At 43.3% G+C, this 14,854-nt stretch carries 12 protein-coding genes and 1 pseudogene; 8 read left to right on the forward strand and 5 right to left on the reverse strand.

Features of this window, described 5'->3' with window-relative positions:
* The first annotated feature begins 2 nt into the window (after positions 1-2).
* Positions 3-323: a hypothetical protein gene (locus VPNCDNU1_RS07785; protein ID WP_104399846.1), complete on the forward strand. Its 321-nt coding sequence runs from the start codon at positions 3-5 to the stop codon at positions 321-323.
* 598 nt (positions 324-921) lie between these two features.
* Positions 922-2,685: a sensor domain-containing diguanylate cyclase gene (locus VPNCDNU1_RS07790; RefSeq protein WP_237324102.1), complete on the forward strand. Its 1,764-nt coding sequence runs from the start codon at positions 922-924 to the stop codon at positions 2,683-2,685.
* Between the two features lie 113 nt (positions 2,686-2,798).
* Here VPNCDNU1_RS07790 and VPNCDNU1_RS07795 read toward each other — a convergent pair whose 3' ends face one another.
* From VPNCDNU1_RS07795 to VPNCDNU1_RS07815, 5 genes are all read right to left on the reverse strand, one after another.
* Positions 2,799-4,019 carry a catalase family protein gene (locus VPNCDNU1_RS07795; protein ID WP_104399847.1) on the reverse strand — a complete coding sequence of 407 codons (1,221 nt, stop codon included), beginning with the start codon at positions 4,017-4,019 and terminating at the stop codon, positions 2,799-2,801.
* Positions 4,020-6,155 carry a di-heme-cytochrome C peroxidase gene (locus VPNCDNU1_RS07800; RefSeq protein WP_104399848.1) on the reverse strand — a complete coding sequence of 712 codons (2,136 nt, stop codon included), beginning with the start codon at positions 6,153-6,155 and terminating at the stop codon, positions 4,020-4,022.
* A 153-nt stretch (positions 6,156-6,308) separates the two neighbouring features.
* Entirely contained in the window at positions 6,309-6,683 is a 375-nt protein-coding gene (locus tag VPNCDNU1_RS07805) for a hypothetical protein (protein WP_104399849.1), read from the reverse strand.
* 12 nt (positions 6,684-6,695) lie between these two features.
* Positions 6,696-7,970, reverse strand: coding sequence for an ABC1 kinase family protein (locus VPNCDNU1_RS07810; protein ID WP_104399850.1), 1,275 nt, complete (start codon positions 7,968-7,970; stop codon positions 6,696-6,698).
* 4 nt (positions 7,971-7,974) lie between these two features.
* The gene (locus VPNCDNU1_RS07815) at positions 7,975-8,691 is read right to left on the reverse strand and encodes a TetR/AcrR family transcriptional regulator (protein WP_104399851.1); all 717 of its coding nucleotides are present in this window, start codon (positions 8,689-8,691) and stop codon (positions 7,975-7,977) included.
* Between the two features lie 959 nt (positions 8,692-9,650).
* Here VPNCDNU1_RS07815 and sbcB point away from each other — a divergent pair.
* The 6 genes and pseudogenes from sbcB to VPNCDNU1_RS29070 all read left to right on the forward strand — a co-directional run.
* Entirely contained in the window at positions 9,651-11,075 is a 1,425-nt protein-coding gene (gene sbcB / locus VPNCDNU1_RS07820; protein WP_104399852.1) for an exodeoxyribonuclease I, read from the forward strand.
* Positions 11,076-11,088: 13 nt separating this feature from the next.
* Positions 11,089-11,451, forward strand: a complete 363-nt coding sequence (locus VPNCDNU1_RS07825; protein WP_101115362.1) for a CidA/LrgA family protein — start codon at positions 11,089-11,091, stop codon at positions 11,449-11,451.
* Positions 11,451-12,125 (forward strand): LrgB family protein, encoded by a 675-nt coding sequence (locus VPNCDNU1_RS07830; RefSeq protein WP_104399868.1) that lies wholly within the window; start codon positions 11,451-11,453, stop codon positions 12,123-12,125. Before VPNCDNU1_RS07825 ends, VPNCDNU1_RS07830 begins: the two co-directional genes overlap by 1 nt.
* Positions 12,126-12,447: 322 nt before the next feature.
* Complete coding sequence (cdd, locus tag VPNCDNU1_RS07835) at positions 12,448-13,335, forward strand: cytidine deaminase (RefSeq protein ID WP_104399853.1); 888 nt, start codon at positions 12,448-12,450, stop codon at positions 13,333-13,335.
* 147 nt (positions 13,336-13,482) lie between these two features.
* A complete protein-coding gene (gene purT, locus VPNCDNU1_RS07840) occupies positions 13,483-14,658 on the forward strand; it encodes a formate-dependent phosphoribosylglycinamide formyltransferase (RefSeq protein WP_104399854.1) in 1,176 nt (391 codons plus the stop codon).
* Positions 14,659-14,670: 12 nt separating this feature from the next.
* Positions 14,671-14,854: pseudogene (locus VPNCDNU1_RS29070) on the forward strand (hypothetical protein); the annotation flags it as partial.

Consider the following 14,854-nt stretch of genomic DNA (forward strand, 5'->3'; position numbering starts at 1 on the left):
TTTTGGAAAACTTATTCAAATTAATCAACGAAGCGAAGCAAGCCAACACATTAGTGACGGATAGATACGGAAATCACTTTCTGTTGTTACCAAGAGAAGTGGTTCCTAGTGATGCATCAGAATTTGCGGATAGGGTAAACGCGAAGCAATGGTTAAACCTGTCTTCGGTTAAACGTGTTAACTATCATGCTCTATTTAGTCAGGTATCACCTTCAAATCGATTAACTGTTGGTGCATTCGACATAGAATCGTCACTCAATCAGCTGCACCTTAAGTTGGATAGAGGCGATGTCGTTGCACTCAATTTAGGTAGAAACCACTAGGATTTACTTGCTTTCACACCAAAGTATATGAGCCAGATGATAAATCTGGCTCACTTTTCTTAAGCTCTTAATTCATTACAAATTTCATCCACAAAAACAACTAAGAAATAGCTCAATATTCTCCGCGAAATTATCAGGAAAAAGGCTGTTTTTTATAAACCAGCGTCAAAATCTTGTTGTTCACCAGTATCAGTTCAAAAATTTGACCTTTCAAAATCCTCAGAACTGCAATTTGTCATTCTTTCTGCAATATTATCGACTAAAGTTAAGTCCTATCCTTAGAAACAGGATGTCTTTAGTATGTAATTGCTCATTTTGTTTGTATCATTTTTAAGATCAATATATCTTACTGATGATCTAGTAAACTATTCTTGAGCTAGTAGAGTAATTTTTTATGACTTTGTAGATAATTCAATATTATTATAACTATCAATAAAATTTAGCGACATAACGTAGTACAATAAAACTCAATAATGTTGTGTTGTTTTTCTAAGCGAATTATGGGACGAGGAAAGCACTTGTTACGTGCTATTGCATTTCAATGACAAATATAAAACCAAGGATGTTAGCTCGCTTTTTAAGCATCTTTGCAATAGCTATGTTGCAATTATTACTTTCAGCTGGTGCATCGGCATCTGTGTTCCCTATCGAAGTCACAGGGGAAGAAAACGGCAAGCGCCTAACGGGACGATACCTTCTTTGGCACGATCCATCTGGTAAAGCTGATATTCAAGACGCTATTCAATCTTTTGAAAATCAAGAGTTCAAACCTCTCAGTACTAAAGGCTCCACTGGGTTACAGCCAGGTGCCTTTTGGAGTATTTTTGCGCTAACCAATACAAGTGACGAAAAAATCACTCTCAATTTAGAATATATCGACCACCAACTCATCTACTTAGAGGCTTACCAACGTTCCGTTTCAAGTAATCATTATTCCATGATTGCGAACCAGTTTTTAGGCAACTCATTTTCTGAAAGATTAGTGCCTCACCTGAGGTTTGTCGTTCCTGTCACTTTGGAACCTAATCAAACATATCAGTATATGTTCCGTTACGGATCCGATGGTCAAGGGTATGTTTTTCCAGACATGCGTATTTGGTCTCAAAAGAACTTAAATTACAGCCAAACAGTTGAGATTGCGCTTATTTCGGTTGGTATTGGTAGCCTACTTCTTATGGCATTGACGTCATTTGTAGTTGGCGGAGCCTCTGGCGACAGGGTCTACATGGCGTATGGTATCTATGCCATAGCCAAAATACTCACTTGGCCTACCATTTTGGGCTTTACCCACATGTTCATCTTGCGAGACAATTTCCATTGGAGCTTGATGTCGTTAGGTGGTGCAATTTCGATCATGACTGGCATTATCTTTGTCCGTTCGATGCTTCAAACAAAAGAGAAGACCCCAAAGCTGGATTGGGTACTTCGTTTTATGATTTTGAATGCCTTCCTACTGGCTTTAGCGGCATTATTTAGAGAAACGACCTACTCTGTCGTGCTCATTACTATCGCATTACTGCTCTACCCTTTTATGGCTGTTGCCGGCATTATCCGCTGGATCCAAGGGTCTCTAGTCTCAGCCATCTACACCGTTGCTTGGGGTATTTTAGTTGCAGGGCTTTTTGCTCAGGCAATGAGAGATTTAGGGTACGTAGAACATAATTTTGCGACGTACTATTGGCCAGTGATTGCCTCTTTCAGTGAAATGGGGGTAATCCTAGTTGCGATGGGTATTCGCTTGCTACAACTCCGTAAACGGAAAGACAACGCTGAAACTCTGTATCGTCGTCAGTTAGAGCGTGCTAAATATGAACTTGAAATGCTGGTTTCTGAGCGAACGCAAGCATTAGAGCAGGAAAAACAAAGAGCAGAAATTGAGGCAAGAACCGACCCTCTTACAGGTATTAGTAACCGTCGTAGCTTTATGAAACTCGCAGAAGAATCATTTGATCGAAGCATGCTAGAAACGAAACCTTTGGCAGTCGTCATGTTTGATTTAGACCACTTCAAAGAAATCAACGATCGCTTTGGTCACTCTACCGGAGATAAAGCACTCAAGCTTTTTGCCAGCACAATTTCAGGCAATATTCCCGACAACGCCATTTTTGGTCGATTGGGCGGCGAAGAGTTTTGCATGGTATTCCATGGCGATCAAATGATGGCGATGGACATTTCAGAGTTTCTGCGTAGTACGATTGAAAACATATCCATAGACAATGGTGAAAGACAAGTTCGCTTTACCACCAGCGTCGGTATTTCTGTTTTGGATAACGAAAAACACATCGATCAACTGATTACAAATGCAGATAAGGCGTTGTACAGGGCGAAATACTCAGGAAGGAATAAGGTCGTCGTTGATTAGAGCCTGTTCATCTAACCTTACTAAACGATCAATCCTCTACAAATGTCCAAGCCCTACACATATCAAATGCGTAGGGGCTATTTTTTTATCCTCAGGTTGAATTACTCGTCTCTCTAATAAAAATCTTTATTTCCATCCAATGGCTTGGCGAGGTAGTCAAAATCTCGCTTCCAAGACCAGTCTGGCTTTGACGATATGATTCTTTCCATTTTACATTTTTCGGTTTGATTTTCTTTCAAGCACCACGATGTGGGTTCTGGCACGGTCGCCTTGTTCATCATATGACGGTAGTCAGAAACCGCTTTGTAAACCAATCTTCGTGCCTTGTTTAAACTTCCTAGGGGCTCCCATTCGCCCACAGCTCTCCATGGATTCATAGAAACGTTTTCACAAAATTCAGATTGCTCAGGGCTGTTTATCAACTGAGGCGGAATATAAACCGTTGCAATTGGGATAAAAGGAGATGCCTTCTCAGACCAAATTACCGTCGCATCATCAATCGGCATGTAGTGACCAGTAAGCTTTTCTTGCACCATAAATTCAAAGCACGCGTCTCCATTTAAAAGTTGATTTTGGAGTTGAGTGTTCAAATAGTTTTCAGGCGATTTATCCACCTTTGATGGAAACTCCATTCCTTTACACGGTCTTGTAGAAAACTTGATCGCATTACTTCCCAGTTGGTAAGGAAGCATAGAGAAATACTGAGCGTCTAACGGGGTGTTAATTACCGTAGTCACGGTTTGAACGGCGCGATAAAACTGTTTGGGATGAAACCTAGGGGGAAAGATACTGATAAACCACTTCGTGCGCTCAAACTTCGCTAAAAAGAGCATGTCCTCTGCGTAATCAAAAATATTGCGGTTAAAAAAAGCAGGGACGTTGGTCATGATAAAATCTTGATTCCCAGAATGTCCCAACTCGGGGGCTATTGGGTCCCCTTCTACATTCATGACTTTGATTGCCATGCCTCTAGCATCGCCCTTTTTATCAGCCTGAACGAGCATGTCACCGTTAGAAAAACGGATCCAGCTTGGGTACTCGTGCCCTACCTTGCTAAACAAGCTTTGCTGGAATCTTTCTGGAATATCTGGGTTCACAGTAAATGTGGCTCGCACACACCCCGTCGCTTTCGCGTGAGCATCTCGCCTGTACGGCCTTCCGTTATACTCTTCTGCACGGCGCGAAATTTCGCGCGCACTTATGATTGAGGATTGCACCGCATCGAATTCAGGTTGCGACATGCCCATTTCAGCCGACAATTCATCCATCGAAAAAGAGGAATAAGAGACCAAAGCCGCCGCCACACCTAAGTAAATTGACGTTAATTTAACCATTTAGTGCACCTCCAAAGGATGGCTTTTAGCCGATTCGAATCGCGCTTCACATGCTCTTTGTTCAGACTCGAAATAAGGCGCTTCTACATACTGATTCCAATTTTGAGGATCGCCCCCTAACGCCAGATCATAATCTGGATTTCCAAGTACCTTTAAGTACTCAATCAGTTCCATTCTTTCTTTAACGCTCAGTAATGTGCCTATCCGACCAGTAACATCTGCATCGGTAAACAAGTGCCCCTTATTGCCATTACCATCGATTTTTGTATCGTGTAAGAAGGCACCTTGCTTGATATCTGTCACGTAACCTAGGTGAATAGGGTCGTACTCTCGATTTCCAACATAGAAAGTTTTAGGTCGTTCACTTTGCGGAGAAAGTAAGTGATAAATAGAAGGTACAGAACCATTATGTAGGAATGGAGGCGTTGCCCAAACACCATGAAGCGGTCTCGATTTATAGGCTCGCTTGTTCGCTATTCGGAAAGGGATGTTTAAGCCGTCGTACTCAGGAATCAGAGACTTATCAATATGGTCGTCTTGGTACAGTTTCGGAATCAATCGATTCAGTAAAATCTGCAAGCCATCTCCCGCATTGACTGGGGCAGAGTCAGGTATAATCTTACTCGCATCGTATTTGTGATCCATGTAGTTATTCGCCGCTGTTGCATCTGTCCCGATGATTTTGGTATCAATCCACGGCAACGCCCACACCACCTCACGCCAGTCCTGACGGATCGCTCTGCCCGCTTCATAGGTAATATCGCCATCCATATCCCATTGCCAGTTCACATCATTTTGGTGAGCTGGATTTGCTCCTTCATGAGACGCTACCGGCCACTGATAAGATTCTGAACGGTGAGGACCATGGCAAAACTCACAGCGCTCACTAAACAAATTCTTTCCTTGTGTCGCCATAGCAATATCGATATCGCCGAGGATCTCTTCAGGCCATCTAGGCGGTTCCAGCGTTCTTAATTTACCTTCAATACAATGCATTCCCGGCAAATCAATGACCGTTTCGCCAAACTCGTCCGATGTAAGGAGTTCACCATTGTCATTCACCAATTTGATTGGCGCTAAAACCCCCAAACTCTCGCCAATATTTCGAGCCATCGGCTGATTGGTAAATCCCGTGTATTGCACCCAATCAAATCGCCACATATCCCAGAGAAAAGGGTAACTTACGGGGGCATCTGCGATTCGTAGGTTGCTGGGTTCATCTAGGTCGTAGCCAAACACAACATTCCCGATTCGACCTACCGCATCTGTTCTTCCTCGGCCTTCTTCAACGGGATAGAACTTAGGGTTACCAGCTGTTTTAGCAAAACCATATCCTTTCACAAGAAAGGCTTTTAGATCCTTTCTTAGCTTCATTCGCTTATCCATATCTTCCCCGACAACGCGGTCGGCAAAGCGGTTAAACTTAAAAGGGTCGGCATAAGTAAGAAAGGCAGAAGCGCCCAAAGACAAGATAAACTCGCCCTGCTTTACATTTGAAATGCTGTGAAGTGCTTGTCCACCATCGACACGGAGCGCTTTTCCTTGGTAATGCAACTCACCAGTGTGGCAAGCCGCACAAGTAATGTCCAGTTTTTCACGCTGCGTTTTTGGATCGATGTGCCGCCCGAAACCGATGGGTAAATTTCCGGGGTTCATGACACTAGGTTGTTGACCTGGGTCCACGATAAACCCCCAGCCTCTCATGTTATCGGTACTTGCTAGCATCCCTCTCGATAAAGGCATTTCGAGGTTCACTAACCAACTGTATTCTAAGCCAAGAAGTTCCGTTCCTTGAGGAGTAAAATAATAGGTTTCTCTATCATTTTCAGTCCACCCTTTGTTCAAATAATGAACTTCATTCACGGTCTCCACCGTCAAGTTAGGTGCTAAATACGCTTTAACCTGAAAATAGATAACAGCCAAAACGAAGATTGAAAATATCGAAACTCTAACCCATTTAGGGCCAATGGAAAGCCAGAGGTTCCATAACGCCTTTATAACCCCCAGCCCCCATTTATATACTTTTAGTAAGAGCCTTAACACAACTCGGAACATCGCCTTTAGTGCTGTTAGTAGCGCTTTAAAAAGCCATTTAAACGGCAGAATAAGCCACTGAACTGTTTTTTCTAATTGCACATTGTCTTCCTGACATTGATAAATTGTCTGAAACAACAATGTTAATAAACATTAACAAAACACGCAGTAATTTAGCGCCAAAAGGAGATCTCACTATCGCTTTATGCCTTTTAATGCCTAGTATTTACACATTTAGCTCAACCCTTTACCTCCCTAGCCAATCAATCCCAAAACACCCACTGGTAAAAGAAGAATCCATTGAGGAAGAGAAAATAGAAGGTTAGGCAAATGTAAACGCCACGCCACCCAGAGAAAAAGAAGCGCAAACAAAATGTATTGAACGGAAATAAACATAACGCCAATATCCATGTTGGGCTTGTACGCCGAGAAAATTAACCAGACACCGGATGAAAAGAGCACAATCGTCACCATGTGCCAACACGCATACATTGTACTTTTAACACTGGTTTTCATGTCTGTAAGTAGAAATGGACGCACTGGATCGTAATGCCCTGCTATTAAATGTACGAAAGCGCAAAAAATAGCCATGACTCCCGCCCCTAACCACCAGTAATTTGCAATATTCATATTCTTTCCCTTCTAAAGACTAAACCGAACCTTTGCTTGTGCCACTTGGCAAATTTGTAGGTAGCCATACAAAACTCGCTCATAAAACAACACGTCCGCCCTAGGGTTGAACGGCATTTTTTCATTGTGATGCGCTTTGTATGCGATCTCGAAACCTTGTTCCATATAGTGTTCATGTTCAGCAAAATCGAACCCTTGCTCCGAGAAAATTTTAGATTTCCAGTTAACAAAATCTGGGAATAACGCATTAAACGCATCCAGTTCTGTTGGGCATGCATTCTGAACATAAAAATGAGCGCCTAGCGTTTTCACCATGGCGATGTCTTTATCACGGTACGCTTTGAGTAACCGAAGAAAATTATCTGCCACTTCCCTTTCTATTGGGTAGGTGCTGCCAAAATCGATCACGTGTACAGTAAGATCTTTCGAGATGAGGAAATTGCCAATGTTCGGATCGGCATGAAAACGTTGCCCGTTCTTTAAACTATGGATAAACAAATCCGCCAGTTTTTGGCATACAACGTCCCTATCCGCTTTAGAGGGTTCGGATACCAACCACTTATCTAAATGAATGCCTTCAGCATAATGGGTGGTAAACACTTTGGATGTACACAAATGCTCAACTGGCTTCGCGGTTTCTAAACCTTCAATGCCGTCGGTTGAAAAAGCCTGTGTTTGTTCCAATTCATGTAAATAGTCGACTTCTTCAAGCAAACTCGCTTCAATGTGAGGCAAAAGCTCGCGAAAATCGTATTCCTTAGGCAGAAGTTTAATGAGGTGTTTGAGTGTAGCCATATCAGAGCGGATCGTTTCATCAATCCCAGGGTACTGTATTTTCACCGCAAGCTGATTCCCCTCTTTATCCGAGGCAAGATGCACTTGCCCAAGGCTAGCAGCCGCAAAAGGAGCGGTCGAAAAGCTGGAGAAGATATTTTCCGGATAGTCACCAAATTGGTCCTTAATCACCTTTCTCACCAAGGCTCTGTTTATACCCGGCACTTGATAACAGGCTTTAGAAAGCTCCTTTCTGATCGATTCAGGGATATAGACCTGATTCATGCAAAGCATTTGCGCCACTTTCAATCCAGTACCGCGTAATTTCGTTAACGCACCAAACAGTATCTTCGCGACTTCTTCATCGACTATCTCTACGTTTTCACTAGACCTAGCCGATGCCAACCCCGCGAATTTCTTGGCTTTCTGTGTGAGCTTTTTGGCTCCTGCTTTCACGGCGGCTTCGACAACAACGGAGCTACGGCTCAATTTTCCTGTTGGAATATCTGTCATGTGGTTACCTCCGCTTAATGGTGCGAACGGTATTCATCGCTTTGGTTAAATAATCAAACCCAGAGAATAAGTGATGTCGGAATAGGAACGAGACCATGTCGCTCGCTTTACTCATAACACCACTCTCTAGAACAGACATGGCAAGCGCGAGGCTCAAATCAATCAACTGTGTGGTTTGAGTAAACTCCTCGGAGTCGTCTTTAAGCCAATAGACAAGAACGCCTACGTAGTAGTCCCAAAATAAAGATGAAAGAAAGCTACTGCCTGGCTGGGGGACCAACTCCTCATTTTCATAAGCAGCATGCAGATACCCTTCAAATGTTTCTGAAATTTGATTTTTAACTGGGGACATAGCGCCAAATTTGGCTAACGGGGAAAGAAACGCCAGCTCAAATGCTTCTTCCACAAACTCGCGATTAGATAGCAGCAGGCTTAAATGGGTTTCAAGAAATAGCTGAACTTTTTCGTTTAGCTTGTACTCATGAAAATCGGGGGTTTGATTCAATTCCTCTATCGTGTCTTCCACGATGCATTCAAAGTACCCATATAGGATTTTTTCTTTATTGGGGAAGTAATTGTAGATAGTGGCATCACCCACTTCCGCCGCCTTTGCAATTTTACGCATCGACACATTTTTAAAGCCATCGTCCGACATTAGCTCTACCGCTGCGTTGATGATTTTTCTTCTCACCTCAGCTTTCTTTTCTTTCATTTTCATCATAATCACCACAAAACCGAAAACGCTATGGATAAAATATGATCAATAAGTTATTTTGTCTATAGTGTTTTCAATTTATTGTTTGCGAATTAAAAAAGAAAATGACAGCGGTTTGAATTTACAACCCATAAACATTTGATTTTAAGACCTAACATAATGATGACATTAGACATTTATCCCTATGCAACAATTCACTCCATCACCAAACAGTTTGAATTAGTCACAAACTGTATTCATCCCTAATTGAGACTCAGAGCCCTTTGCTCTAGCCCGCTTTATGCGGGCTTTTCTTTATCTCCCCATTCCGTTTCTTCTTCTATATCGCGAATCTGAAAACGCTCTAATTATTCAGCTCTGGTTTACCAGCCGCATTGCAATGGAATAAAAAAAGAAATACCACACGTAAGCAACAACAAATCGGAATTGCTAATGCCTATAGATAACCAGCCCTCTCTGCATTTCTTCGATAACGAACTACAAAAGATAACCTATTGAATACTTTATAAATAACCAGAATAAGTGTTTAAGTTTTCAATACACTTTTTCAGTCTTCTACAGGCGGTTGAGCAAGCCGCCTGACTCACTTATCCCACACGAAACTAAAAATAACAAAATTACTCATCAGAAAGCCGCTTAATGCCCAACAACATCAACTGGTTTCTACTAACCCTACCTCCGCATCGGTCTTAGTACCAGGTTACGTTGTCACTATCAATCAATTATTGAGACAACACAAATGTTTGCTCTAGCCCGATTCATGCGGGCTTTTCTTTGTCTTTCCATTCTATTTTGTTTCTTCTTTAACCGGAAATTGGATTGAAATCCTCATTCTTCTTAATCGTGAATCCAAATCGTAGGGTGAAAATGCTCTAATTATGCGGTTCTGGTTTACCAGCCCGCCTTGCAATGGTCTAATACAGAAAGAAATACAATGCGTAAGCAACAACAAATCGGAACCATTAATGCCTCAAGATAATCAGCCCTCTCTGTTTTTCTTCGATTACGAAACCTGGGGAACCAGTCCAGCCAAAGATCGACCAAGTCAATTTGCAGGCGTAAGAACGGATATGGATCTCAATATCATTGGCGAGCCTTTGGTTATTTATTGCCAGCCACCCTCTGATTACCTCCCCTCTCCAGAAGCGGCGCTTATCACCGGCATCACTCCACAAACGGCAGTCTCTAAAGGGCTTCCTGAACCTGAATTTATTCGAAAAATTCATGATGAGCTCTCTACTCCAAACACAACGAGCCTTGGCTACAACAGCATTCGATTTGATGATGAAGTTTCTAGGTACACTCTTTACCGGAATTTCTTCGACCCTTACGCATGGAGTTGGCAAAATGGTAACTCTCGTTGGGATTTGCTCGATGTGATGCGTGCTTGCCATGCCCTTAGACCTGAAGGCGTCAATTGGCCAAAGCGTGAAGATGGGTACACCAGCTTTAAACTGGAGCATTTGTCTGTCGAAAACGGGATAGAACACGAAAATGCCCACGATGCGATGGCAGATGTTATCGCAACCATTGAAATGGCGAGAAAAGTTAAGGAAGCGCAGCCTAAGCTGTTTGATTATCTCTTTAGCATGCGCCATAAACGCAAACTCAATGAGCTGGTCGACATCGTCAACATGACACCTCTAATGCATGTTTCTGGCATGTTTGGAGCAGAATGTGCGTATACCTCTTGGGTTGTTCCTTTGGCTTGGCACCCAACCAATCAAAACGCCGTGGCAATGGTTAACCTTGCAATGGACCCTACCCCACTTATTGAACTCAGTTCCGATGAATTAAGAACAAGGCTATACACACGCCGAGATCAACTGGAAGAAGGGCAATTACCTGTTCCCGTTAAGCTTGTTCACCTGAATAAATGCCCTGTTCTCGCACCAGCGAAAACGTTAACAGCAGAAAATGCCCAATTTATCGGAATCGACAGAGAACAGTGCTTGAAAAATCTGGCTCTCATTAAACAACACCCAGAAATTAGAGAAAAGCTTATCGAGCTATACCAAAACAAAGATGAGTACGATGTCGATCCAAATGTGGATACTCAGCTTTATAATGGGTTCTTTTCTCCGGCAGACAAAACCACCATGGACATCATTCGAGAAAAAGCCCCAGAGCAATTAGCGGGGATGGAAATCAATGTTAAAGATGAACGTATTGCGCCACTTCTGTTCCGTTATCGTGCTAGGCACTACCCATGGACGCTCGATGAATCAGAGCAAGCTAAATGGGCTGCGCATTGTCGAGATTATTTCGAAAGTAATTTGCCCGACTACATGCAGAACCTTGAAAACTTAGTTCACGAACATGATGGTGATGAAAGAAAGGTATCGCTGTTAAAATCCGTATATCAATACGTAGAGAAACTGGTCTCATAAGGTTCGTTTGTTGATGTTGCAACGTGTTCTTGGTTACGTAATTTCCTTTCTTGTCATTATGGCTTGTCTGCTCGTTGGTTTGACTATCCAACACTTATTGGGGCTCGCGATACCCGGCAGCATTTTTGGAATGTTGATTCTCTTTACGTTGCTGGTACTTGGGCTCATTCCGGTTGAATGGGTTCGCCCTACTTCACAGCTGTTTATTCGCTATATGGTGCTGCTCTTTGTGCCGATCAGCGTTGGGTTAATGAACCACTTTGACATGCTTGTCGATAACGCGCTCCCAATATTAGCCAGTGCTGTTGGCGGCACAGCCATTGTTCTCGTTTTACTCGGACTTGGATTAGACAAACTATTGAAGGAGCCCAAATGATGTGGGTACTCCTGACTTTAGCAGCTTTTTTCTTTGCTCGTGCAGTTGCAAGAAAACTCAATAGCCCAATTGCAAACCCGCTTGTTATTAGTGTTTCAATCATCATCCCGACACTTATATTCCTAGATGTTGATTTTGACACTTACTACTCGCAAAACGAATGGTTTAGCTTCTTACTACAACCTGCCGTTGTTGCCCTTGCTTACCCTCTTTACGAACAGCTACCAGAAATACGCGCTCGCTGGCGTATCATATTATTGGCTTGCGGAGTGGGAAGTATCATGTCGATGTTTTCGTCGGCCATGATCGCCTATTACTTAGGCACCGAATTGCACCTTATCGCCAGTTTACTGGGTAAATCGGTTACCACTCCCATCGCCATGGAAGTGTCCAGTTACTTAGGTGGCGAGCCCGCCGTTGCCGCTATACTCGTTTTGCTTGTTGGTGTATTTGGGGCGGTTTTCGCGTATCCGATTTACAACTTGATTGGTGTTAAACATCCAATAGCACGAGGTCTTACAATGGGTACTGTATCTCATGCCCTTGGAACCGCTGCTTGCGCAGAGAAACACCCAAAAGACGCGGCATTTAGTTCACTCGCACTCGTCGCTTGTGGGGTGATCACGTCAATTCTTGCGCCGGCATTTTTTGCGTTGGTCGTGTGGTTAGGGTAATCAGCCCCTAACTTCACGCCTTCCCCATCTCTCCCCTCCTATCTCCCCTTACTTCCCCCTATATCGCCCTTTTCGCTAACTGCCACTTACTCCAATTCATTTTCACTTGCTCTCACTTTTGCTCAAATAACCGCTTAAAAAGTAATCTATTAATAAATTTGATGTCGGTCGCACGAAATTTCTATGTAATCAATTACAAGTTAGATGTCACTCACATAGTGTAATCAAATGATCTATTGCAATCATTTGTGTGATTTACATCACTGCTAGGGCGTGTATATTTTCTAGAATGAAATTGAACGTACACCCAAAAGGACAAGAAATGAACGCTAAGATGTTAAAGGCGATTAAAGAGTTACCGACTCCACTCGCGGCTGCGATGGAGGCAATTGTTTCTAATCCGGATTTTAACGCGACCATATCACCGAAAGATTTTGCTGAGCTTCTCACGGTTTCTGGCTTGAGTGATGAAGAATTAAGGGTCGCACTGTTGCCTGTCGCTGCAACGTATTCTCACGCCCCGATATCCAATTTTTACGTTGGCGCTATTGCTCGCGGGGTTTCTGGACGACTGTATTTTGGTGCAAATATTGAATTTCTAGATGTACAGCTAGGACAAACCATTCACGCTGAACAATGTGCTATCTCCCGTGCTTGGATGATGCAAGAGCGTGGGATTAAAGACGTGACGGTGAATTTCAGCCCTTGCGGTCACTGTCGTCAGTTCATGAATGAATTAAACACCGCTTCTGAACTTTCTGTACAACTTCCAAATCGAAAAGCAAAAACGCTCCATGACTATCTGCCGGAAGCCTTTGGTCCTCAAGATATTGGAATCGAGGCCGCGTTGATGGCTGAAGTCGACCACGGTAAAACCATCGATTCTGATAACGATCTCGTCATCAGTGCGTTGGCAGCTCTAAATATAAGCCATGCTCCATACTCCCATAACCTAAGTGGCGTATCTTTACGCACCAAGTCTGGGGTTATATTTACGGGCGCATACGCAGAAAACGCGGCGTTCAACCCTAGCCTTCCTCCTCTGCAAGTCGCCATTATTCAGATGATGATGTTGGATATTCCATTGGACCAACTTGAAGAAGCTGTTTTGATCGAAATGTGTGATGCAACATCAAGCCACTTGGCGAACACTCAAGCAACACTGGAAGCAATAAATCCAGACATTCCACTTGAATACATTTCACTATAAATCGTAACAACTCATACACATTAAGACCTTGGGTTTACAAGGTCTTAATGTACTTGGTTGGGAATAATACAAAGCCATAGCAAACGATTGCGCGCCAACAAAAAATGAGTATGATCCGCCTCAGATCACTCAAGATAAGGTTGAACAATGTTTGGTACAGCAACAGGTAAAAAGGCAACACGCGTTCTTCTACTAGGATCAGGAGAGCTGGGTAAAGAAGTGGCCATCGAGTGCCAAAGACTTGGATTAGAGGTTATTGCTTGCGATCGTTATCCGAACGCTCCAGCGATGCAAGTTTCCCATCGTTTTCACGTTCTGGATATGCTTGATGGTGACGCTCTAGCGAATGTCATTGCCCAAGAACAGCCTGATTTTGTTGTTCCAGAAATAGAAGCCATTGCGACAGACAAGCTGGTTGAGCTTGAGTCACAGGGGTTAAATGTTGTTCCAACAGCGAATGCGACCAAGCTGACTATGAACCGTGAAGGCATCCGCCGTTTAGCGGCTGAAGAATTACACGTAAAAACGTCGCCTTATCGTTTTGCAGAGAACTTTGCAGATTTTGTTAGTGCGGTTGAATTTGTCGGCACACCTTGTGTTGTGAAACCCATTATGAGTTCATCTGGTAAAGGTCAAAGTGTTATCAAATCCGAATCGGACATTCAGAAAGCTTGGGACTATGCTCAGGAGGGCGGTCGCGCTGGCGCTGGTAGAGTGATTGTTGAAGGGTTCATTGATTTTGATTACGAAATTACTCAGCTTACCGTCAGAGCGGTCGATGGCATTCATTTCTGCGAACCCATTGGTCACAGGCAAGAAGATGGTGACTATCGCGAATCGTGGCAACCGCAGCAGATGTCGGATACTGCCAAAGCCAATGCACAGGAAGTTGCAGGTAAGGTAGTCAATGCATTAGGTGGGCACGGAATCTTTGGCGTGGAGCTTTTTGTAAAAGGCGACGACATCATATTTAACGAAGTTTCCCCTCGCCCTCATGATACTGGGCTGGTTACGTTGATCTCGCAGGAGATGTCTGAATTCGCATTGCACGTAAGAGCGTTTACAGGCATGCCAATCAATCACATAACCCAATATGGCGCGTCTGCTTCAGCAGTTATCCTTGGTCAGGGTACGTCTACCGACATTCAATTTAGTGGCATTGGTGATGCATTAAGCAGTGCTCAAACACAGTTGCGTCTTTTCGGTAAACCGGATATTGATGGACGTCGCAGGCTGGGCGTGACTTTGACTCGTCGTGATACTATCGAGCAAGCGGTTCAAGATGCAGTGGAAGCGGCTTCTAAGATAAAAATCGAATACTAGAAATAAGATTTTATGACTGCTCGGCTTACTAAGCTGAACTTGGTTAGCTCAACAGAAAAGCCAGCATACAATTATGAACTGACCCCCAATAGTTGGACACCAATTATTGGGGGTCTTTTTATGTCCAAATACAACCGAGCATTGAAATGCTCAATTGCTAAACAATATCTACAAGGTGAGAGTTCATCTCTGGAGC

The sequence above is a fragment of the Vibrio penaeicida genome, assembly GCF_002933855.1.
Classification (GTDB): Bacteria; Pseudomonadota; Gammaproteobacteria; order Enterobacterales; family Vibrionaceae; genus Vibrio; species Vibrio penaeicida_A.